17 protein-coding genes are annotated in these 22,658 nt (G+C 62.8%); 11 read left to right on the top strand and 6 right to left on the bottom strand.

The features are described 5' to 3' along the window. The first annotated feature begins 96 nt into the window (after positions 1 to 96). The 6 genes from GTP90_RS26240 to GTP90_RS26215 all read left to right on the top strand — a co-directional run bounded on the left by GTP90_RS26240 (position 97) and on the right by GTP90_RS26215 (position 10,418). Complete coding sequence (locus GTP90_RS26240) at positions 97 to 1,431, top strand: FecR family protein (RefSeq protein WP_161086269.1); 1,335 nt, start codon at positions 97 to 99, stop codon at positions 1,429 to 1,431. Positions 1,432 to 1,789: 358 nt separating this feature from the next. After that, a complete protein-coding gene (locus GTP90_RS26235; RefSeq protein ID WP_161086268.1) occupies positions 1,790 to 5,281 on the top strand; it encodes a beta strand repeat-containing protein in 3,492 nt (1,163 codons plus the stop codon). Between the two features lie 342 nt (positions 5,282 to 5,623). Beyond that, positions 5,624 to 7,474, top strand: coding sequence for a type I secretion system permease/ATPase (locus GTP90_RS26230; RefSeq protein WP_161086267.1), 1,851 nt, complete (start codon positions 5,624 to 5,626; stop codon positions 7,472 to 7,474). Positions 7,475 to 7,477: 3 nt separating this feature from the next. Then, the gene (locus GTP90_RS26225; protein ID WP_161086266.1) at positions 7,478 to 8,839 is read left to right on the top strand and encodes an HlyD family type I secretion periplasmic adaptor subunit; all 1,362 of its coding nucleotides are present in this window, start codon (positions 7,478 to 7,480) and stop codon (positions 8,837 to 8,839) included. Positions 8,840 to 8,850: 11 nt separating this feature from the next. Further along, positions 8,851 to 10,188, top strand: a complete 1,338-nt coding sequence (locus GTP90_RS26220) for a TolC family outer membrane protein (RefSeq protein WP_161086275.1) — start codon at positions 8,851 to 8,853, stop codon at positions 10,186 to 10,188. Between the two features lie 26 nt (positions 10,189 to 10,214). Then, positions 10,215 to 10,418 (top strand): DUF6447 family protein, encoded by a 204-nt coding sequence (locus tag GTP90_RS26215; RefSeq protein WP_161086265.1) that lies wholly within the window; start codon positions 10,215 to 10,217, stop codon positions 10,416 to 10,418. A 52-nt stretch (positions 10,419 to 10,470) separates the two neighbouring features. Here the strand turns inward: GTP90_RS26215 and GTP90_RS26210 are convergent, their stop codons facing one another. Further along, positions 10,471 to 11,361, bottom strand: a complete 891-nt coding sequence (locus GTP90_RS26210; protein ID WP_161086264.1) for a sulfurtransferase — start codon at positions 11,359 to 11,361, stop codon at positions 10,471 to 10,473. A 117-nt stretch (positions 11,362 to 11,478) separates the two neighbouring features. On the opposite strand from GTP90_RS26210, the gene GTP90_RS26205 reads away from it, so the two are divergent. Then, a complete protein-coding gene (locus GTP90_RS26205) occupies positions 11,479 to 11,727 on the top strand; it encodes a ParD-like family protein (RefSeq protein WP_254452053.1) in 249 nt (82 codons plus the stop codon). On the opposite strand, the gene GTP90_RS26200 is transcribed toward GTP90_RS26205, so the two are convergent. Then, complete coding sequence (locus GTP90_RS26200) at positions 11,724 to 12,017, bottom strand: type II toxin-antitoxin system HicB family antitoxin (protein WP_161086262.1); 294 nt, start codon at positions 12,015 to 12,017, stop codon at positions 11,724 to 11,726. The genes GTP90_RS26205 and GTP90_RS26200 overlap by 4 nt on opposite strands. A gap of 9 nt (positions 12,018 to 12,026) precedes the next feature. Then, positions 12,027 to 12,209, bottom strand: a complete 183-nt coding sequence (locus GTP90_RS26195) for a type II toxin-antitoxin system HicA family toxin (protein ID WP_161086261.1) — start codon at positions 12,207 to 12,209, stop codon at positions 12,027 to 12,029. A gap of 127 nt (positions 12,210 to 12,336) precedes the next feature. Here GTP90_RS26195 and dnaE point away from each other — a divergent pair, with 127 nt between their 5' ends. Continuing rightward, positions 12,337 to 15,882, top strand: a complete 3,546-nt coding sequence (dnaE, locus tag GTP90_RS26190; protein WP_161086260.1) for a DNA polymerase III subunit alpha — start codon at positions 12,337 to 12,339, stop codon at positions 15,880 to 15,882. A gap of 61 nt (positions 15,883 to 15,943) precedes the next feature. Here dnaE and GTP90_RS26185 read toward each other — a convergent pair whose 3' ends face one another. After that, positions 15,944 to 16,177: a DUF6139 family protein gene (locus GTP90_RS26185; protein WP_117011914.1), complete on the bottom strand. Its 234-nt coding sequence runs from the start codon at positions 16,175 to 16,177 to the stop codon at positions 15,944 to 15,946. A gap of 41 nt (positions 16,178 to 16,218) precedes the next feature. Further along, on the bottom strand, positions 16,219 to 17,193 hold the full coding sequence (locus tag GTP90_RS26180) for a VirK/YbjX family protein (protein WP_161086259.1): 975 nt from the start codon (positions 17,191 to 17,193) through the stop codon (positions 16,219 to 16,221). A 286-nt stretch (positions 17,194 to 17,479) separates the two neighbouring features. Here GTP90_RS26180 and GTP90_RS26175 point away from each other — a divergent pair, with 286 nt between their 5' ends. Together GTP90_RS26175 and GTP90_RS26170 are read left to right on the top strand one after the other, a co-directional pair. After that, the gene (locus tag GTP90_RS26175; protein WP_161086258.1) at positions 17,480 to 19,108 is read left to right on the top strand and encodes a sensor histidine kinase; all 1,629 of its coding nucleotides are present in this window, start codon (positions 17,480 to 17,482) and stop codon (positions 19,106 to 19,108) included. Next, positions 19,098 to 19,700 carry a response regulator transcription factor gene (locus tag GTP90_RS26170; RefSeq protein ID WP_161086257.1) on the top strand — a complete coding sequence of 201 codons (603 nt, stop codon included), beginning with the start codon at positions 19,098 to 19,100 and terminating at the stop codon, positions 19,698 to 19,700. The genes GTP90_RS26175 and GTP90_RS26170 overlap by 11 nt, the downstream gene beginning before the upstream one ends. Positions 19,701 to 19,763: 63 nt before the next feature. On the opposite strand, the gene GTP90_RS26165 is transcribed toward GTP90_RS26170, so the two are convergent. Further along, a complete protein-coding gene (locus GTP90_RS26165; protein WP_254452052.1) occupies positions 19,764 to 22,025 on the bottom strand; it encodes a glycosyltransferase family 9 protein in 2,262 nt (753 codons plus the stop codon). A 139-nt stretch (positions 22,026 to 22,164) separates the two neighbouring features. Between GTP90_RS26165 and waaF the strand changes: the two genes are divergently transcribed. Continuing rightward, positions 22,165 to 22,658, top strand: a 494-nt coding sequence (waaF, locus tag GTP90_RS26160; RefSeq protein WP_161086255.1) for a lipopolysaccharide heptosyltransferase II, incomplete at its 3' end; no start/stop codon positions are given.

Here is a 22,658-nt window from a genome sequence, read left to right as displayed (position 1 = left end):
TTCGGGGACGATAGCGGACAATGTAGGCTGAGGGAGAAACTTATTATGCGCAATCAATTTCACACTATATATGCAGCGATGTTGCTGGGGCTGGGGATGCTGGCATCCGCCGCCCAGGCCGCCGAGGCTGGGAAAGTCGTGTTCGTCACTGGGCAGGTCAGTGTCGCCGCGCGCCCGCTCGCGCTCGACGCCGCCGTCCAGGAAGGTGATGAATTGACCACCGGCGCCGACGGCTATGTTTACGTCAAGACCGTCGACCAGGGTTTCCTCGTGCTGCGCCCGAACAGCAAGGCGCGCATTGTGGCCTACCATATCGATGCACAGAATCCGGCCAACACCCGCGTCAAGCTGGAGTTGTTGCAGGGCGTGGCGCGCAGTATCTCCGGCGTCGGCGTCAAGCAGGCGCGGCAGAACTTCCGCTTCAACACGCCGGTCGCCGCGATCGGCGTGCGCGGCACCGACTTCGTGGTCTACACCGACCAGCAGACCTCGCGCGTGACGGTGATGTCCGGCGGCGTGGTGGTCAGCGGCTTTGCCGGCAGCTGCGGCCCCGAAGGCGGCGGCCCCTGCGAGGGCGGCGCCAGCCGTGAACTGTTCGCTGGCCAGGCCGGGCTGATGCTGCAGGTGCAGCGCGGCCAGACCAGTCCGCAACTGCTGCGCAGCCCGGTGATGTCGCCGGCCGACCAGGGCGCGCCGGCGCGTCCGGATGAGCCGGTGGGCAAGGTGGGGGGCAGCAGTCCGGGCGCCGACGTCAACCTTGACGCGCAGAAGTCCAACAATGTGCTGAATAACAGCAAGCAGATCTCGCAGAGCAATGTCACGCCGGGTGGCGGCGCATCGGTGCCGCCGCTGGTGGACCAGCAGCCGGAAACCGTTGTGCCACCGGTGAAACCGGTCACGCCGCCGGTCTTGCCGCCGGTGGTGACGCGCGGCCCGGAGGAGGTGATCTGGGGCCGCTACGCGGCGATCGCTGGCGGAAAGGTGGATGCCGCGACTCAAGCCAAGATTAAGGATGGCGCTTATGACCTGGAGATGGTGTTGGGGCCATATAACATCGCCCGCCTGAAATCGACCGCCTACGTGGCGCCGCGCGAAGGGACCGCCTCGTTTGTGCTGACTGGCAGCGATGCAGTACTGCAGCGTGCAGGTGGGAACTGGGTCCAGGCAACAGTCGAGAATGCGCAACTGGATGTGGATTTCGCCACGCGGACTTTTAAAACCAGCTTGAACGTGGTCGGCGACAATATGCGCGTGCCGTACAGTGTCGCGGGCAATATCAGCCAGAAAGGCGAACTGGTTAATCCCAATCAGATCACGGATAACCGTATCAAGGGATATCTGGGCGGCGCCAATGTGGAGGAGGCGGCCTATTTATTCCAATACAAGTCAAATTTAGTCACGGTGAACGGCGCGACCAAGTGGAGCCGTTGAGCGGTCTGTTTTCAGTAGTTGGATGAAAAAAATGGGTAATGTTGTGCAAGCAACATTACCCATTTTGTGTATACCGGCCGCATATGATATAAAGGCGCCCGGATGGGGCTGATAGCGCAAACTTAATGTGATTATTTGTGTATATTTATCGATGTTGCATAAATAATGCGCAAATAATTTACAACTAGTTGCAAAGTCGGAAGAAAAACATTTGTTTTGTGATGCCCGTCACAACAATTGTCCCTTGGTATGGCAATATACTCCCACCTTCTGCAAAAGGGCTCAGTGTGATACGGCGCTGTATGCTCTGAGCCGCAGAATTTCTGGTTTAAACCAAACTTTTTAAGGAACTATCATCATGGCGGCAATCGATTACACTCAAGTCGTACAGCAACTGTACATTTCCTACTTTGGCCGTCCTGCAGACCCAACCGGTCTGGCTAACTTCACGGCTCAGTTGCTGGTAGCTGACCCATTCGCTGGCACCGACGCCGCGCTGACCACCATCCCGGCTCTGAGCGCATATTCGCAAATGAACCCAACTTCGGCTGTAGGCAAGCTGGTTGGCAGCTTCGCAAACAAAGTTAACCCGCCAGGCAACGACCACCTGTCGATCCTGAAGTTCGTTAACGACATCTACAACAACGTATTCCACCGCAACGCTGACGAAGGCGGCAACTACTGGGTCAACCTGATCGAAAAAGGCATCGTGAGCCGTGAAAACGCCTCCCTGGCCATCACCGAAGGCGCTGTAAACGGCTCCAACACCTCGGTACAAGGTCTGGCGGATACCGCCCTGGTTGCCAAGGTCAATGCTGTCGCTACCGACTTCACCAACTCGCTGGACACCATCGCCAAGGTCGTTTCCTTCCAAGGTGACGCTGCTGCCGCCAAGGCTGCCGCCCTGCTGTCGCAAGTTACCGCGACCACCGACCTGACCGCATTCCACACCAACGTGCTGGCAGCTGTCGACGGTCTGATCGTTCCAGTAACCGTTAGCACCGTTCTGACCACCGGCGTTGACACTCTGGTCGGCACCGCAGCCAACGACGTGTTCAATGCAGTTCCAAGCGCAACCAACACCGCGACCCTGACCGCTCTGGACAGCATCGACGGCGGCGCCGGTACCAACACCCTGAACGTGATCGATACCGTTGATGCTGGCCATGCATTCGCGGTTCCTACTTCGGTCACCATTAAAAACATTCAGAATGTGAATGTCACTTCGGCAAACAACAGCATTACTGTTGACACCTCCAGCTTCGTCGGCACTACCGCACTGAAAGTTGCATCGGTTGGCGGCGCTGGCCTGACTGCTGCAGGTACCACCACTGTGACCGAAACTGATTCGGCCCTGACCACCCACGCTGTGACTGTGAACGGTGGCTCTAACGTTACCATCACCGCTCTCGGCGCGACCACTGGCACGATCACTGTAGGCGGCACCACTGCCCCTACCGGCGATGTCGTCATCAATGAAACCGCAGCGATCGCTGGCGGCGCTCAAGCCGGCACGATCACCGTTACCGGTGGCACGACCGTAACCGTAAATGAAACCGGCTCGAGCTCGACGACTGCAGTTCCTGGCACCCCGACCACCGCGACCCAGAGCGCTGTGGTCGTCAACGGCACCGCGATCACCACCGCTGTGAACGTGACTCAGTCGGCTGCTGTCGCTGCTGTTGCTGGTACCGCTGGTATTGCCCAGGTTGACACGCTGACCATCGGCGGCACCCCAGGTGCAGGCGATGTCCTGACTGCTACCGTCAATGGTGTCGTGTACTCGGTCACCCTGACTGCTGGCCAAGCTGCGTCCGTCACGACCGCTGCTGCAGCCCTGGCTGCCGCTATCACCGCTCCTGGCATCACCGTAAGTGCTGCCGCCGCTGGCGCCTTCACGCTGACCGCTGCTGTTCCTGGCACCGCGTTCACCATTTCCTCCGGCGTAACCATTGGCACCGGTACTGGTACCACCAACACCGACGTTCACACGACGGCTAACACCGCCGTCGTCGCTGGCACCTCGGGTCTGGCTAACGGCACTGTTACCATCGCTGACGTGAACGCTGGCAGCGCCACCAAGGCCGCAACCATCGCTTCGGCTACCCTGGCAAACTACGGTGCAGGTTCGTCGATCTCGTCGAACGCTCTGTCGAAACTGAGCCTGAGCGGCACCGCCGGTTCCCTGAACCTGACCAGCGGCCTGACCACCGAAACCGTCAAAACCCTGGCGCTGACCCTGAATGGTCTGAGCGGTGCTAACACCATCACCGACACCAGCAACCACTTCACGACCATCAACGTGACGACCGCTACCAAGGACTCGACCCTGGCTAACTTCGTTGACACCGCAGCTACGGCACTGACCGTTGCCGGTAGCAACGCACTGACCATGACCTCGGTTGGTGGCCTGTCGAACCTGAAAACCATCACCGTCTCCGGCGCTGCTGGCCTGACCGCTGACGTTAGCGCTCTGACCGCAATCACCGACGTGAACGCTGCTGCTTCGACCGGCGCGAACACCGTGACCGTGAACGCCACTCAAACCACCTACGAAGGTGGCTCGGGTGTGGACACCGTCGTGGTATCCGCAGCTGCTACCTCGAAGATCGACGGCGGCGCCGGTTCGGCTGACGTGATCAACCTGGTTGGCGCAGGCGGTACCCTGCTGACCGCTGCAACCGGCGCCAAGCTGGTCAACTTCGAAGTGGTGGACGCTACCGGCGGTACTGGTGTGTTCGACGTTTCCGTACTGACCGGCATCAAAGGCGTGCAAGTTGGCGTAGACGGTGGTTCGGCTGTGACCTTCGCCAACGTCGCTGCTGGCACCTCGCTGTCGCTGCTGGCTAACCCTACTCACCTGGTTACCTACGGTCTGAAGGCTGACACCGCTACCGACAGCATCCAGCTGAACCTGGGTACGTCGAAAACCGCCGGTATCAACTTCGCCAGCGGCGTCAGCATCGGTTCGATCGAAACCGTCAACATCGCCAGCAACGGCACCGTGACGAGCGGCGTCAGCACCGGCACCAACACGGTGGCACTGACCGATACGGCTGTGACCAAGCTGGTAGTTACCGGCGCTGAAAGCCTGACCCTGAATGGTCTGACCAGCAACACCATCACCACCGTTGACGCAACTGGCGTGGCTAAGGGCGCAACCTTCACCCTGACCACTGCTGCCACCGCAATCGCTGGTGCGACTGTCACCGCAGCTAGCGGCAACCTGGTGTTCACCGGCGCAGCCGATGTGGGCAAGACCGACACCATCACCGCTGGCAATGGTAACAACACCATCAGCGAAGCTGCTGGTAACAACATCGTTACCCTGGGTAACGGCACCAACGGCGTAACGCTGGCTGGCGCTGGTAACAACACCCTGGTCGTTGGTACCGGTGCTAACACCGTGGTCGTTGGTTCGGGTCAGAACACGATTACCTTCGGCGCACACGCTTCCGGCACGCTGGATTCGCTGACCGTTGGCGTTGCTACCTCGGCTAACACCTACTCGACCGTTACCGGCCTGCAGCACCTGGACACCCTGGTGCTGGATTCGACCGCTAACACGGTAGTGTTCAACGGTGGTTCCGCTGCTGCCGCTAAGATCTCGCTGAACAACAGCACCGCGCTGTTCGCCGACTACATCGCCCAAGCTAGCTCGGGCAATGGTTCGGCCCACGGTATCGTTAGCTGGTTCCAGTTCGGTGGCAACACCTACGTGGTTGACGACGTTTCGGCTGGCGCTTCGTTCGTGGCCGGCGCTGACAACATCGTTAAACTGGTTGGCCTGGTTGACCTGGCTGCTACCGGTAGCGCTGCTGCAATCGCTGCTCACGGCATCACCCTGTAATAACCGGGACCTGGTCCCAGTTATCTAGAAAAGCCGGGCGCAAGCCCGGCTTTTTTTCATCCCGCGCGGTTGATCCTGCCGTCCTTAGTCGCTACACTGCCTAGATAAACGGCGGTTTGCGCCATTCGTAGCCAAATCCATTTTTTGTGCGTATAAGCTAAAAAAATGTGATGCGCATCACATTTCTTCCTCGTTTTCGGCGATAATCTCTTCGTCCGCTACTCCGTAGCATTTTTTTGTAGAATCCCTCGCTCATTACCTAAAGCATAAGCAGTGGCTGGTTGTGGGTATTCTTCCAGTCGATGAAGACTTGCTTCATCGTTGCACTGCGCAGGCATATATATGAAAAATAACCTTTTAAACAACTCCAAGAGTGAAATTGAACAAGTGCTGCGCAAGTTCAAGAGTACCTTTGTCACGGTCGGTACGTTCAGTGCCGTCAGCAACCTGTTGATGCTGGTGCCGTCGCTGTACATGTTGCAGGTCTATGACCGCGTGCTAGCGAGCCGCAATGAAATTACCTTGCTGATGCTGACGCTGATCATGCTGGGCGCCTACATCGTCATGAGTGCGCTGGACCTGATCCGCAGCTTTGTGCTGATACGGGTCGGCGCCAAGTTCGACATGGAGCTCAACAAGCGTGTTTACACCGCTGCGTTTGAATCCAACCTGAAACGTTCCGGCGGCAACGCTGGACAAGCGCTGGCCGACCTGACCAACCTGCGCCAGTTCTTGACCGGCAATGCGCTGTTCGCATTCTTCGATGCGCCGTGGTTCCCGGTTTACCTCATCGTTATTTTTGTCTTCGAGCCTTCGCTGGGACTGTTCGCTCTGGCCGGCACGATCGTGCTGGTGGTGCTGGCCTATGTCAACGAGCGCGTCACGCACAAGCCTCTGGCCGATGCCAATGGCATGGCGATCATTTCCAATAACCTGGCCAGCAATAATTTGCGGAACGCCGAAGTGATCGAATCGATGGGCATGCTGCCCGATCTGATGGGGCGCTGGTTCAAATTGCACGGCCGTTTCCTGCACCTGCAAGCGGACGCCAGCGAAAAGGCCGGCAAGATCAGCGCCATCACCAAGTTTGTGCAAGTGTCGCTGCAGTCGCTGGTACTGGGTCTGGGCGCGCTGCTGGTTTTGGAAAACAAGATTACCCCCGGCATGATGATTGCCGCTTCGATCCTGGTGGGCCGCGCGCTGGCGCCGGTGCAGCAGCTGATCGGCGTATGGAAGTCGTTCGCCAGCACGCGTAGTGCTTACGAACGGCTGAATAAGCTTTTGGCCGACAATCCGGAACGCGCAGTCGGTATGGCGCTGCCGAAGCCGCAAGGCATGCTGACCGTGGAGAACGTCACGTCGGCGCCACCGGGTACGGCGGTGGCGGTGCTGAAGGGCGTCAGCTTTGCTGTCCAGCCTGGCGACGTGATGGGCGTTATCGGTCCTAGCGGTTCCGGTAAATCGACCTTGGCCCGTCTGTTGGTGGGCGTTTGGCCGGCGATGGTAGGCAAGGTGCGCCTTGATGGCGCGGATATCTACCAGTGGAATAAGGGCGAGTTGGGCCCGAATCTGGGTTACCTGCCGCAAGACGTTGAATTGTTCGGCGGTAGCATCAGCGAGAACATCGCCCGCTTTGGCGAGGTGGATGCGGACAAGGTGGTGCTGGCTGCGAAACGCGCCGGCGTCCACGACATGATTTTGCATTTCCCTAAAGGTTACGACACCTTGATGGGCGAGGGCGGCGCAGGTTTGTCCGGCGGACAGCGCCAGCGTATCGGCCTGGCGCGCGCCATGTATGGCGATCCGTCGGTGTTGGTGCTCGATGAGCCGAACTCCAATCTGGATGACGTCGGCGAAGCCGCGCTGCTCATGGCGATCAACGATTTGCGCGCCCGCGGCAAAACCATTGTGCTGATTACCCATCGCACCAGCATCATCAGTGCCACGACCAAGCTGCTGTTGTTGCGCGACGGCGTTGTCACCGCTTTCGGTGCGACCAGCCAGGTGTTGGCGGCGTTGCAGGAGGCGCAGAACGCTCACATGCAACAGCAGGCGGCGGCACAGCAGGCGGCCCAGCAACAAGCCGGCCAGCAGCAGTCGGCACAGCAGGCTGAGCAGCAACTGGTCGCCCAGCAGCAGGCAGCACAGCAACAGGCCGCCCCGCAAAATGCGGCACCAACGGAACAGGATTAAATCATGTCGAATCTCATTACCAAGAAAGAAGCTCCGGTGGAGGTCATTAGCCATGACGTCACTCCACTGACGGTTAACACGGATGCCGGGTCATATGCCAGGATGGGTTGGATCATTGTGTTGTGCGGCGTGCTGGGTTTCCTGGCTTGGGCTATTTTCGCCCCGCTCGATAAAGGTGTGCCGCTGCCTGGAACACTGGCTAGCGAGTCCAGCCGCAAGTCCATCCAATCGCTGCCGGGCGGGATCGTGCAGGACATCCTGGTGAAGGATGGCGATGTGGTCAAGGCGGGCCAGGTGTTGGTGCGTATGAATAACGTCCAGACAAAAGCTGCGCTGGAAACCACTCGCGCGCAATATTTGTCCAGCCGCGTGACCGCTGCCCGCATGCAATCCGAGCTCCTTGGGCAGTCGGCCATCACGTTGCCGGCATCGCTCAACCAGTACAAGGATGATCCGCGCCTGGTCGAGAACCTGGCGGTACAAAGCCAATTGATGAATTCCCGCCGCATGGCGCTGCAAAGCGAACTGGGCGGTGCGGATGAGAACATAGCCGGCTTGGGACTGCAAATCGCCGGCGTGCAGGAATCGCTGGCGGCCAAGAAGGAACAAAAAGCACTGCTGAAGCAGCAGCTGGATGATACGCGCGAGCTGGCCAAGGACGGCTATATCGCCCGTAACCGTTTCCTGGAACTGGAACGTACCTATGCGCAGATCAATGGTGCGATTTCCGAAGACATCGGGAATATCGGACGCTCGCAGCGTCAAATCTCCGAAATGAAATTCCGCAAACTGCAGCGCACTCAGGAATACCAGAAAGAACTGCGCAGCCAATTGAGCGATGTGCAGAAAGAAGCCGATGCGCTGGAAAGCCGTCTGCAAAGCCAAACCTTCGATTTCGCCAATGTGGAAATCAAATCGCCGGTGGCCGGTACCGTGGTGGGTTCGAGCGTGTTCACGCGCGGCGGCGTGGTCGGTGCCGGCGCACGCCTGATGGAAATTGTTCCCAGCAATGATACGTTGGTGGTGGAAGGACAGCTGGCTGTCAATCTGATCGACAAAGTTCACCCGGGCCTGAAAGTGGATTTGATCTTCTCGGCATTCAACGCGAACAAGACGCCGCATATTCCTGGCGAAGTGATCCAGGTGGCCGCCGACCGTACCGTGGATGAGCGTACTGGCCAGGCGTACTACAAGGTCCGCTCGCGCGTCACGCCGGAAGGCGCCAAGCTGATCGCTGACAAGAAACTGAATGTCGTGCCCGGCATGCCGGTCGAGATGTTCGTCAAGACGGGCGAGCGCTCGATGATGAGCTATCTGCTGAAGCCGATCTTCGATCGCGCCAAGACTTCAATGACGGAGGAGTAACCGTGGCCAAGATGTCAAAAGCACAGCCGCGTCGGTTTGCGGCCATGATGGCGAAGGCTTGCGTTGCCGGAGTCCTACTGCAAGCTTCGGGCGCTCACGCGCTTGGCTTCCTGCAGGCTTACGAGGCGGCGCTGAAAAACGATCCGACCTTCCGTTCGGCGTATTACACCAATGAGGCTGGCAAGGAAAACAAGGCGCTGGGTTTGGCCAACCTGTTGCCGAATCTGAGTGGTGGTTATAGCGCCAGCCAGAACCGTACAACGTTGACGCAAGCTGAACACGTTGTGCCGTACGATTATATTTCGCGTTCAGCGACCGTGCAGTTACGGCAGCCCTTGTTCAATCTCGACGGCTGGGCACGCTTCAAGCAAGGCAAGGCGCAGACCGCGTATGCGGCCTCGGTGTACGACAGCCAGCGGCAGGAAGTCATTTTCCGTGTAGCCAACGCGTATATCGACCTGCTGTTCAAGGAAGACCTGCTGGCGCTCGCCACCGTCGAGCGCGACATGTATGCGGAGCAGCGCAAGGTCAACGACCGCATGTTCAAGAATGGTGAGGGCACCAAGACCGACATGCTGGAAACCCAGGCCCGGCTCGATGGCGCGGAAGCTCAAGTGCTGGAGTACACGGAAAATTTAATGGTGTCGCGCGAGACGTTAGCGACCATCATTGGAGGCGAGGTGGGAGAAGTCGACCGTTTGTCGCCGGACTTCCGCATTCGTCCAAGCGACGGCCAGACGTTCGAGTACTGGAAGCAGATCGCGATTGAAACCAATCCCGATATCAAAGCGATGTCGTTGAATGTGGAAATCGCGCACCAGGAATATAACAAGGCACGCGCAGCGTTTGCGCCGCGCGTCGACTTCGTAGCGACTTACGGCAAGACCGCGTCGGATGCAATCTCGACCGTAAATCAGGACCAGACCATTCGCAGCATCGGTGTCCAGGTGAATGTCCCCCTGTATTCTGGCGGCCAGCTCAGCGCGCAAAAACGCCAGACGGTAGCAAATGAGGAAAAAGCCAAGGCCGATTTGCAGGCACAGATCGATAAGGTCTTGCTGGAATTGCGCAAGGATTATGGCGTCATGTTCAGCAGCGTCAAGCGCGTGGATGCGCTGATGAAGTCGGTTGCTTCGGCCGAGTTGCTGATCACTGCAACGGAGCAGAGCATTAAAGGCGGAATACGTATCAACCTCGATGCATTGAACGCCAAACAGCAGCTCTACACCGCGAAGCGTGATCTGGCCCAGGCGCGCTACAACTATCTGCTGACTTCGCTGCGCATGCGGGCCTCCGTTGGGACGCTCGGTGACAGCGATGTGCGCGAGATCGCGGCATATTTCCACTAAGCCGTATCGAATAGCGAAGAAACGATATGGACGATGAAATTGAAGTCACCGTGGACGGCATCAGCTACAAGCTCAGCGAGCTGAGCGAGGCGGCGCAGGAGCAGGTCGCCAACCTGCGGTTTGTCGATGCGCAGATGGCCGAGCTGAACGCCAAGCTGGCGGTGTTCCAGACCGCCCGCAACGCCTACCAGTCGGTGCTGCAGCAACTGGTGCCGCGCGTGCCGCAATAAACCCTGCAACAACGACCCATACAACAACGGCGCCCTCGTGGCGCCGTTGTTGTTACTTCTTGCCGTAGCAGTGCGGGCAGGATTTCTCGTACACGTATTCCGGCGACAGCTGCTGGCGCGGCGTGACCACCGAACGGCAGACGAAGCATTGCACGGTCTCGGTCGGTTCCAGTTTCGGATTGAGCGCGGTGCGGTAGTCGAATACGAAGCAGTCGCCGGTGTAGTGGGCGCCGCCGACTTCCTCGAAGTACTTCAGGATGCCGCCTTCAAGCTGGTACACGTTCTCGTAGCCGATGTTCTGCATGTGGATGGCGGCCTTTTCGCAGCGGATGCCGCCGGTGCAGAAGGTGACCACGGTCTTGCCGGCGAAGTCGTCCTTGTGGGCGGCGATCACTTCCGGGAACTCGGTGAACTTCTTGATGCGGTAGTTGACCGTGTTGTCGAAGGTGCCGACGTCGACCTCGAAATCGTTGCGGGTGTCGACCATGACCACCGGCTGGCCGTTGTCGTCGACGCCGTTGTCGAGCCAGCGCTTGAGCGTGGCCGCTTCAACGAAGGGCGCGCGGCCTTCCTCCGGTTTGATCAGCGGCATGCGCATGGTGATGATTTCTTTTTTGATCTTCACCAGCATGCGCTTGTGCGACTGCTCGGTCGAATAGCTTTCCTTCACTTCCAGGTCGGCGAAGCGGGCGTCGCTGCGGACCCAGGCCAGGAACTCGTCGATGTGGCTGCGCGGGCCGGACAGGAACATATTGATGCCTTCCGGCGTCAGCAGGATGGTGCCTTTCAGGCCCAGCCGCTGGCAGATGTCCTGGTACAGCGGGCGCATCGCCTCGGTGTCGTTGAAGGTGACGAATTTGTAGGCGGCGATGTTGACGTGAGCGGCAGCGGCAGCGGTGGCGGCGGCATGCGCTTCAGCTTGTAAAGCAGTATTAGCGTGCATGGTGGAGATGATCAAAAAATATGAAGAGCCGGTATTATACGCGCTTTTTGTGCTTAAAAAACAGGCAGGTTCTCGAATTAAGTGCTAGGCTTTTACTACCAATGTAGTCAGGAGGAGATGATGGCGGAAAGTACCTCGGTTCGCATTAATCAGGATTTATATGAGCTCGCCAGGCAGGATGCGGCGCTGGAGCACCGCACGGTCGCCGGCCAGATCGAGTTTTGGGCGCGAGTAGGGCGTGCGGCCCTGGACAACCCGGATTTGCCGGTCAGCTTCGTTGCGGAATCGCTGGCGTCCCTGGCGGAACCTCGTGATCAGGCGCAGCCGTTCGTTCCGCTCGATAGCCGGGCATCCAGAAGTTATTAAGCGGCGTGGCTGGGGTTCTTGGGCGCCAGCGCGGCCACATCGATGGAAATGACCGCCCAAATCCAACCGGCAAACTCAGGATTTGCATGATGTTCCGTGAAGGAGCGCGCTTGGGGAGCATCGCCGCCGTCCTCAATTACAGTCGTCAGCCAGAGTTCCGCAGCTTCACAAGCGTTGTCGATTGCTTCATCCAAAGTGTCGCCGGCTGAGAAGCAACCGGGAAGATCGGGTATGACAACGCCAAATGCATGCGTTGCGTCACCGGGCTCGATTGCGATTGGATACCTCATGATGATGTCCTATTTCAGTCCAGCTTGCTTGAGTAGCTTGTGTACCAAGCCTGTGCCAAGATCCTTTTTCGGATGAGGCACGCTGATGTGGCCGCTCCGCAATGGATGTGCGTAAATGTGATGGGAACCCCGGACGTTGCGGAGTATCCACCCAGCTCGCTCAAGCCGCTTGATCAGGTCTGCGCTGTTCATGCGTCTATCGTACTCACAGCGTAACACCGGATGCCGAGCTGGCGCAAACGCGGCCGCAAATCAGATTCATCGCACCCGGCCGCCGCACGGTAAAATAGCTGGTTATTGAACCAGCATTGAGCCGCGTATGAACATGGTAGCAAACGAACAAGCAGTGGCGCCGGCAGCGGCTGTCCCGACCGGGCCGGATTTCGTCCACCTGCGGGTGCACTCGGAATATTCCATCGTCGACGGCCTGGTCCGCATCGACGACCTGGTCGCCACCGCCGCCAAGGACAAGCAGGCGGCGCTGGCCGTCACCGACCTGTCCAATATGTTCGGCATGGTCAAGTTCTACAAGGCCGCGCGCGGCAAGGGCATCAAGCCGGTGGTCGGGGTCGACGTCTGGATCACCAACGACGACAACCGCGACAAGCCGCACCGCCTGATGTTGTTCGCCAAGAACCGCATGGGCTACCTGCAGCTGTGCGAGCTGCTGTCGCAAGCCTGGCTCACCAACCAGTACAAGGGCCGCGCCGAGATCCGCACCGAGTGGCTCGTCGAGCTCACCTCCAAGACCTACGCGCTGCTGCCCGACGACAGCCCGGCCAACGGCCTGATCGCGCTGTCCGGCGCGCACTTCGGCGACGTCGGCATGGCGATCGAGAACGGCAACCCGGCGCTGGCCGAACAGAACGCCGAGAAGTGGGCGCGCATCTTCCCCGGCCATTTCTACATCGAGATCCAGCGCGCCGGCCAGCCCAACCAGGAGGCCCAGGTGCGCCACGCGGTGGCGCTGGCCGCCAAGCTGGGCCTGCCGGTGGTGGCGACCCATCCGGTGCAGTTCATCCGCCAGGACGAGTTCATCGCCCACGAGGCGCGCACCTGTATCGCCGAGGGCGAGATGCTGGCCAATAACAAGCGCGTGCGCCGCTTCAACGAGCAGATGTGCTTCATGTCGCAGGCGCAGATGCGCGAGCTGTTCCACGACCTGCCGGCCGCGTTGCAGAACTCGGTGGAGATCGCCAAGCGCTGCAACCTGACGCTGACCCTGGGCAAGCCGCAGCTGCCGAACTTCCCGACGCCGGGCATGACCATCGACGACTTCCTGCGCGCGGAAACCAAGAAAGGCCTGGAGGAACGCCTGGAGCAGCTGTACCCGGACCCGGTCAAGCGCGAGCAGCAGCGCCCGCGCTACGAGGCGCGCCTGGAGTTCGAGAACAACACCATCATCAACATGAAGTTCCCCGGCTACTTCCTGATCGTGGCCGAGTTCATCCAGTGGGGCAAGAACAACGACGTGCCGATCGGGCCGGGACGGGGCTCGGGCGCGGGCTCGCTGGTGGCATACGCGCTCAAGATCACCGACCTCGATCCGCTCAAGTACAACCTGCTGTTCGAGCGCTTCCTGAATCCCGAACGCGTTTCGATGCCCGACTTCGACATCGACTTCTGCCAGGAAAAGCGAGAGCTGGTGATCCAGCACGTCAAGGACCTGTACGGCCGCGACGCGGTGTCGCAGATCGCCACCTTCGGTACCATGGCGGCCAAGGGCGCGATTCGCGACGTCGGCCGCGTGATGGACTTCGGCTACAACTTCTGCGACGGCGTCTCCAAGCTGATCCCGTTCAAGCCGGGCAAGCCGGTGTCGATCGCCGAGGCGATCGAAGAGGAACCGATGCTCAAGGAGCGCCAGCAGAACGAGGAGGAGGTGGCCCAGCTGCTGGACCTGGCGCAGCAGGTCGAGGGCATCACCCGCAACATCGGCATGCACGCCGGTGGCGTGCTGATCGCGCCGGGCAAGCTGACCGACTTCTGCCCGCTGTACACGCAGGGCGGCGACGCCGGCGTGGTGTCGCAGTACGACAAGGACGACGTCGAGGCGGTCGGCCTGGTGAAGTTCGACTTCTTGGGCTTGACCACGCTGACCATCCTGGACCGCGCGGTTCGCTACATCAAGGCGCTCGATCCGGCCGAGGCCGAGTTCGACCTGTCCAAGCTGCCGCTCAACGACCGGCCGTCCTACGAGCTGCTGACCAAGGCCAAGACCGTGGCCGTGTTCCAGCTGGAGTCGCGCGGCATGCAGGGCATGTTGAAGGACGCGCGTCCCGACCGCTTCGAGGACATCATCGCGCTGGTGGCGCTGTACCGTCCGGGTCCGATGGACCTGATCCCTGACTTCTGCAAGCGCAAGCACGGCGAGAAGTTCGACTATCCCGATCCGCGCACCGAGTCGATCCTGTCCGAAACCTACGGCATCATGGTGTACCAGGAGCAGGTGATGCAGATGGCGCAGATCGTTGGCGGCTACTCGCTGGGCGGCGCCGACATGCTGCGCCGCGCGATGGGTAAGAAAAAAGCCGAGGAGATGGCCGAGCACCGCGAGATCTTCCGCGCCGGCGCCGCCAAGGACGGCCTGTCGGCCGAGAAGGCCGACGAGATCTTCGACTTGATGGAAAAGTTCGCGGGCTACGGCTTCAACAAGTCGCACGCCGCCGCGTACGCGCTGCTGTCCTACCACACGGCCTACCTGAAGGCCCACCATCCGGCCGCGTTCATGGCGGCCAATATGTCGCTGGCGATGGAGGACACCGAGAAGGTCAAGATCCTGGTCGAGGACGCGATCGACATCTGCGGCCTGACCATCCTGCCGCCGGACATCAACAAGTCCGACTTCCGCTTCATGCCGGACGGCCCGCCGCCTTCGGTGACCGGCAAGAAGGTCACGCAGATCCGCTACGGCCTGGGCGCCTGCAAGGGCGCCGGCCAGAACGCGATCGAGGCCATCATCGCGGCGCGCACCGCCGGCGGCCCGTTCACCAGCCTGTTCGATTTCTGCAAGCGCGTGGACAAGAAGCAGATCAACCGCCGCACCATCGAGTCGCTGATCCGCGCGGGCGCCTTCGACTGCCTGGCGATCGATCGCGCCATCCTGCTGGCCACGGTCACCTTCGCGATGGAGTGCGCCGACCAGGAAGCCAAGGCGGCCAACCAGGTGAGCCTGTTCGGCGGCGACGATTCCGACCTGGTGGCGCCGCCCGAATACGTGAAGGCCGCGCCGTTCACCGACCGCCAGAAGCTGGCCGAGGAAAAGATCGCGCTGGGCTTTTACTTGTCCGGCCACATGTTCGATTCGTTCGCGCCGGAAGCGCGCCGCTTCGCCCGCACCAAGCTGGCCGAGCTGGAGCCGTCGCGCGAGCCGCGCATGTTGTGCGGCGTGATCACCGGCATCCGCCCGCAGATGACCCAGCGCGGCAAGATCCTGATCGTCACGCTGGACGACAAGACGGCGGTGGTGGAGGTTACCGTCTACAGCGAGGTGTTCGAGGAGAACAAGCGCATGTTCAAGGACGACGAGTTCCTGGCCGTGGTCGGCAAGGTGTCGGAGGACCGCTTCTCGGGCGGGCTGCGCATCTCGGCCGAGAAGGTGTTCGACATCGTCACGGCGCGCATCAACTATGGCAAGCAGCTGGGCATGGCGCTGCCGGCCTCGGTGGACGTGCGCAAGATGGCCGAGGTGCTGGCGCCGCACCGCCACGCGGATGGCTTGCCGGTGTCGGCGCGCATCACGCCGCAGGGCGTGGGCTGCGTGGTGCAGCTGGGCGAAGCGTGGCGCGTGGCGCCGTCGGACGAGCTTCAGCTGGCGCTTCAGCAGGTGCTGGGCGCCAAGGACGTGGCGATCGACTACGGATAACCCCCAACCGAAGGGGGTCTGACCCCGTACGGGGTCAGACCCCGGTCACTGGTGTGCGGGGTTACAGCTGGCCGTCGAGGCTGGTGATGGCATACCCCTTGGCGCCGATCTGCTCCAGGGGGTGGACGATGTGGTAGCGGGGCAGGTCGTCGCGCGCGTCGTCGACCTCGACGTGCCGCGCTTCAGGGTGCCAGTCGGTATTGGTGGCTTCCTCGGGGATGGGTTTGCCCTCCGGCACAGCCAGGTAGCTGTGTTTGCCTTTTGCTTCATCTCGGTAATAAATATCCACACGCATGGTATTTCTCCTTGGACGAAAGGCCCATGGTACCGGATTTTTCAGGCCAGTGCGTATTCGTCGCCGTCGTGTGCGGTGACCGTCAGGGTGCTGTAGTTCTGGCTCAACGGTGTCGGCACGGTCTCGAAGCGCGGCGCGCTCAGGCCGGCGCGGATGACCGCGCTCAGGGCCAGCAGCGTCTCGTGGCGCTTGCGCGCCTCCGAGCGCTTCTTCGACGCGATCGCCGCCAGGTCCGGCGGCGCGATGGCCTCGCACGGCAGGCGCCAGTCGCCGTCGGCGCGGCGGGCGGCGTCCAGCTCCTGCCACAAGGTATCGTAGTCGGCGTGCACCTTGCCCTGGCGGGTGGCGCCGCATACCACGCGGTTGGCGTTGCTGACCAGGCGCAGCTCGGCGCAGCCGTAGTCGTGGCCGATCTGGCTGAGCAGCTTGACCATCATATTGGTCGGCCTCAGGCCGTGCAGCTCGCGGGTGGCGTCCTTGATCCGTTGCAGGCCCAGCTCGCTCTTCGACCCCTGCATGCAGCCCACGCTCAGCACCATGCCGCGCACGCCCTGCTGGAAGGAGAACGCGCAACTGTAGACCAGCCCGTCGTCCTGGTACAGCTGCAGCACCAGTTCGCCTTCGCGCTCCATCGGCTCGATGGCGGACAGGCGGATCTGGTAGGGCAGGCCGGACTTGCCCTCGATGCCGCCCAGCACCACCGAGCCGCGCGCGGCGCGCACCGTCAGCGGCCCCAGGCCCTGGCGGAAGATGAAGCGGTAGTGTTGTTGCAGCAGGTCGACGCGCTCGGCGCAGCCCATGGTGTTGCTCAGGTAGGGACGGTAGATCTTGTACAGCAGGCGCGGACGGGCCTTGACCAGTTCCATGAACAGCGGATGGGAGTTGAGCAATTGCAGCCAGCCGCCGGTGGCCTGGCGGTGCAGCATCGCGCGCAGCGACAGCTTGAGCGATTCGCGGACTTGCTTCAGGCCGTTGAAGCCGGCCACGCCGGAGCGGATAGTGATTAACTGCGACATCGAACGACTCTCATCAAAAGCGGCTGCAGGGGTGGCGCGGCGCGGTGGCTCAATATCGTCCCGGCAACGGTAGGTGCCATTACGACATGTTTGCAGTGTAAATCCTGTGTAACGTATTGTAAATTGGGGTAAAGGCTTACGGTTTTCCCTTAATAATTGCCGCTTAGGAAAACCAAGTGTTGTATAGAGGCGAAAGCGCAGGCCTAAGGGGAACCCGTAGTTGTAAAAAGCAATGCGGGATGAATTCCGGCAATGCATAATGCTACATAACGATACAAAGCCCCGTATGTCACCTTCCCGTCTGCGCCACCTGGAAATCCCCGCCTTCGTGGCGCTCTATCTGCTGTTCGATTGGGCCACGTATATCGACCCGTTCTACGGCCTGAACATCACGCCGTGGAATCCCGATCCGGCGCTGGGCCTGGTGTTCTGGCTGCGCCATGGCTGGCGTGCGGCGCCGGCGTGGTTTGTGGCGCTGCTGTGCGGCGAGCTGCTGGTGCGCGGCGTGCCGGCCGGCTGGGCGGTGAGCGTGCTGGGCGCGCTGTGGCTGACCGTGGGCTACGGTTTGCTGGGCGCGGCGCTGCGGCGCCAGTTCGGCGACGGCGGCGTGTTCGACAGCCGCGACCGCATGTTCCAGTGGCTGCTGATCGTGGTGGCCGGCACCATGATCAACGACCTCGGCTATATCTCGCTGCTGTCGGCGGCCGGCTTGATCCCGGCCGGGCAGTGGGGCGAGGCGGTGCTGCGTTTCGGCATCGGCGACATGGTCGGGGTGCTGGTGTCGATGCCGCTGATCTGGATGCTGTCGAGCGCGGCCGGCCGGCGGCGCTTGCGGGCGACGGTGTGGCGGGCCGAGACGCTGGGCTACCTGGCGCTGGCGATCTGCGTGCTGTACATGGTGTTCGGCACCATCGCCACCTCGGAGTTCAAGCATTTTTATTTCTTGTTCCTGCCGGTGATCTGGGCCGCGTTCCGCCAGGGCCTGTTCGGCACGGCGCTGATCGTGTTCGTGCTGCAGGCCGGCATCGGCGCGCTGGTCAAGTGGAACCACGCGGTCAACATCGCCGTGCACGAGTTGCAGATGCTGGACGCGGTGCTGGCGCTGGTGGGCTTTTCGATCGGCATCGCGGTGGACGAGCTGCGCAAGGTCGCGAGCGAGCTCAAGCAGACGATGCGGCTGGCGGCGGCCGGCGAGATGGCGGCCGCGCTGGCGCACGAGTTGAACCAGCCGTTGACGGCGCTGAGCGCCTACGGCAAGGCCTGCGAATTTCTGCTGGAGCGGGGCGAGAGCGGCGACGCGCTCAAGGGGCCGATCCAGCGCATGATCGCCGAATCGGGCCGGGCCGCCGAAGTGGTGCGGCGGCTGCGCGATTTCTTCCGCACCGGCGCGATGAAGCTGGAGGCGGTCGAGCCCGGCCAGCTGGTGGCGGGCATCAGCCAGCAGTTCTTCGCCCAGATGCGCGAGCACGGCGTCGAGCTGAAGGTGGGCGAGATCCCGCCGCTGCCCATCCTGGCGGACCGGCTGCAGCTGGAGCTGGTGCTGCGCAACCTGCTGGCCAACGCGCTGGAGGCGGTGCAGGAACAGCCGCCGGGCGCGCGCCGCATCACGGTCACCGGCGAGCGGCTGGACGGCAAGCGCCGCGGCGGCAAGCTGCGCAAGGGCGGCTGCCTGCAGCTGACGGTGGAGGACAGCGGCAAGGGGGTGTCGGCCGCGCTGGCGGCGCGCCTGTTCGAGCCGTTCGTGTCGTCCAAGGCCAGCGGGCTGGGCCTGGGGCTGGTGCTCAGCCGCGCCATCATGGAGGCGCACGGCGGCTCGCTGTGGGCCGAGGTGGACGATCATGGCATTTTCAGGTTGGCGCTGCCGTTGGGGCGTCCTTTGGAGCAGGATGGAGAGCAGGTGAGCTATGCAGCATGATTTAACCGTATTCATCGTCGACGACGACCCGTCGGTGCGCGACGCGCTGAGCCTGCTGCTGGGCGTGCGCGGCTACCGCACCGCGATGTTCGCCAGCGGCGAGGCCTTCCTGCAGGCGTGGCAGCCGGCGTGGCGCGGCTGCATGCTGATCGACATCCGCATGTCCGGCATGGACGGCCTGAGCCTGCAGATGGAATTGCGGCGGCGCGACTGCCGCATCCCGGTCATCATCATGAGCGGGCATGGCGACGTCAGCATGGCGCGCGCGGCGTTCAAGGCCGACGCGGTGGACTTCCTGGAGAAACCGGTCGACGACGGCAAGCTGATCGCCGCCATCGACGAGGCGCTGGCGCGCGCGCGCAGCGTGCACACGGAACAGCAGCGGCGCAGCCGCAGCGACACCCTGCTGAGCGAGCTGACGCCGCGCGAGCGGGAGGTGATGGACTTGGTGGTGATGGGCCGCCACAACCGGGAGATCGGGCCGGCGCTGGGCATCAGCGTGCGCACGGTGGAAGTGCACAAGGCGCGGCTGATGGCCAAGCTGGGGGTCGACAACGTCGCCGACCTGGTGCGCATTACGATGCAGGACTAGCCGTCGTCCCCGCGCAGGCGACGGACATGTTGTATGGATCCCCGCCTGCGCGGGGACGGCGGCTCAGGCCGGCACCAGCGCCTCGGCGCGCCACGATTCCACCACTTCCAGCACCTGTTGCGGCGTGATCGCCAGCATGCAGGTGCAGCGCGCCGCGTCCTCGCAGTGGCCGCAGGCGACCTGCGTGCACAGGCTGCGCGCGCGCGGACCCAGCGCGCCCCAGCGCACGATGTCGATCGGCTTGAGCGGCGGGAACAGGCCCAGCGCCGGCCGCCCCAGCGCGGACGCCAGGTGCAGCGGCCCGGTGCCGCTGGCGATCAAGCCGTCGCAGCCGCCGATCAGCGCGGTGAAGCCATCCAGGTCCAGCTCCCCGCACAGATTCTCCACATTCGGCAAGGCCAGCAGGGCCGGCGCCTGCTGCGCCAGCAGTTCGCCCTCGGCCTTGCTGCCGGTCACCAGCACCCGCACGCCCTCGACCCCGCGCAGCAACTCGGCCAGCGCCGTGTAGTGCTGCAGCGGCCATTCGCGGCCGTTGCCGTTGGACTTCGGATGCAGGATCAGCTTGAAGCCGGGGCCGGCCAGCAGCGCGTCGGCGGCCGGATGGCGCGGCGTGTTCAGGCCGTACATGGTCTTTAACAGTTCCAGCGGCGGCTCGTAGTCCACGCCCAGCGGCAGCAGCAGCTTGAAGTTCAGCTGCGCCTCGTGCAGCGGCGAGTTGGCCCGGCTGAACGTGGCCAGGCGGTTGCAGTGGTACCAGTGGTGGATGCGGTGGCTGCTGCCGATGCGGCGTTCGATGCCGGCGCGGCGCGCGGCCGCCGCCAGCGTGCGCATCGGGAAGGTGAAGATCATCGTGTCGCAGCCGCTGCGCGCCAGGCCGTCGGCCCAGTCGTCGCCCAGCTCTTCCTGCGTCAGCACCCGGTCCACGTGGCGGCACTGCGCCACCACGGCGGCGGCGTAGCGGCGGCACAGGAACACGATCTCGGCCTGCGGATACAGCTGCTTCAGGTAGCCGGCCAGCGGCAGGGTCAGCACCACGTCGCCGATGTTGTCGGTGCGGGCGATCAGGATGCGGCGCGGCACCGGCGCCGGGTATTGCGCGGCCAGGCACATGCCCACCAGGCTGCACACCATCATGACGTAAAACACTTTCGTCATCATCAGCCAGAACATCACGTCGGTCAGGCCGAAACCCATGAAGGCCACCACCACCACCATGCCGGCCAGGGCCAGCGGGCGCTGGCCGCGGTCCGCGCTGCGCAGCTGGCGGGAGAAGAAGCGCAGCGGCGCCACATACATCAGGATCAGCAGGCTGAAGTCCAGCAGGCCGCCGGTGGCCAGGCAGTTCAGCATGTCGTTGTGGCTGCTGCTATAGGTTAGCGCCGGCGACTGCTGCAGACGGCCCTGGGCCGCCAGCGCATGCAGCGCCACGTCGAACTGGTCGCGGCCCACGCCCAGCCATGGATGTTCGAGGAACATCATGACCGACGCCTTCCACAGCTCCAGGCGGATGCCGACCGAGGTGGTGGCGTCGCCCAGCGCCAGGTAGCGCTGGATTTCGGCCAGCGCCTGTCCGATCCGTCCGGCCACGCCGGTGGCCGGTATGGCCAGCGCCAGCACGACCAGCGCCAGCAGCGCGGCGCCCACCACCAGCAGGCGGCGGCCGTACAGCTGCACGCCGTAGCGGACGATCGGGATCGCGACCAGCGGCAGCGCCAGCCAGCCGCCGCGCGAGGCCGACAGCATCGAGGCCAGCAGGCCGCACACCAGGCCGACGCCGGGCAGCCAGGCCATGCGCGTGTGGCGCAGGTCGGTCAGGCCGCACAGCGACATCAGGCCGCAGGCCAGCGCCAGGTCGCCAAAGGTGATCTCATGGTGGGTGAAGCCGATCGCGCGCTCCATGCCGAGCACGGTCACCTGGTACAGCGCAACCACGGCCGCCAGCACGGCGGCCAGGCACAGCCCCAGCCAGAAGTGGCGGGCGCGCGGGCGCAGGTAGTAGACCACGCCGATGCAGCTCAGGCCGAACAGCAGGCGCGACGGCCCGTCCAGCGTGCTCAGGCGCTGGTGGTCCACCGCCAGCCGCACCAGCGACACCAGGAAGTAGCCGCCAAAGGCCAGCACCACGCCGCCGATGTCGTTCCAGTGGCGCTGGTACAGCGGCAGCAGCGTGCGGCCGCGGCGGATCAGCAGCAGCAGGATCAGCAGCTGGACAATGCCGAGGCCGAGCTTGCTCGACAGCGCCAGCGCCGGCAGCAGGAAGATCATGGTCGAGGAGAGCGGACCGCCATATTCGGTGTGCGGCGTCGAGGGGCTGGCTGGGGTCATGGTCACGCGGTCGGGGCGGCGGGGGCCGGCAAAAAGGCTGATTATAGCAGCATGGCCGGGCCCTTCCAGCGGCGGTCCCGGCTTGTGGCGGGGGCCGCGATGGGCGATAATCGAGCCGGCATGGGCCACCGGCCTGACGATGAAAGATTCCGTGTTACCCGATAAAACCGTCACCGCCGGGACCGCCCCGCGCACCCTGGTCATTTCCCCCAACTGGATCGGCGACGCCGTCATGGCCCAGCCGCTGCTGCAACTGCTGCGCGCCGCCCATCCCGGGCGGCCGATCGACGTGCTGGCGCCGCCGGCGGTGTCGCCCGTGTGGCGCCAGATGGCCGAGGTCGACGAGGTGCTGGAAACCCCGTTCCGCCACGGCGCGCTGCAACTGAAGGAGCGCTGGAAGTACGCGCGCCTGCTGCGCCAGCGCGGCTACGCCGACGCCTATGTGCTGCCCAATACCATCAAGTACGCGCTGATCCCCTGGCTGGCCGGCACCAAGCGCCGGGTCGGCTACAAGGGCGAGAGCCGCCACGGCCTGATCAACGTGATGCACCACGACGACACGCCGCCCCGGCCGATGGTGGCGTTCTACGCCGCGCTGGCCGGCGCGCCGCTGGCGCCGCCGCCGGCCGGCGC

The organism is Duganella vulcania, assembly GCF_009857655.1.
GTDB classification, from domain to species: Bacteria; Pseudomonadota; Gammaproteobacteria; order Burkholderiales; family Burkholderiaceae_D; genus Rugamonas; species Rugamonas vulcania.
Note: the sequence above shows the minus strand (reverse complement) of the source record. Positions and strands in the feature narration are given on the sequence as shown.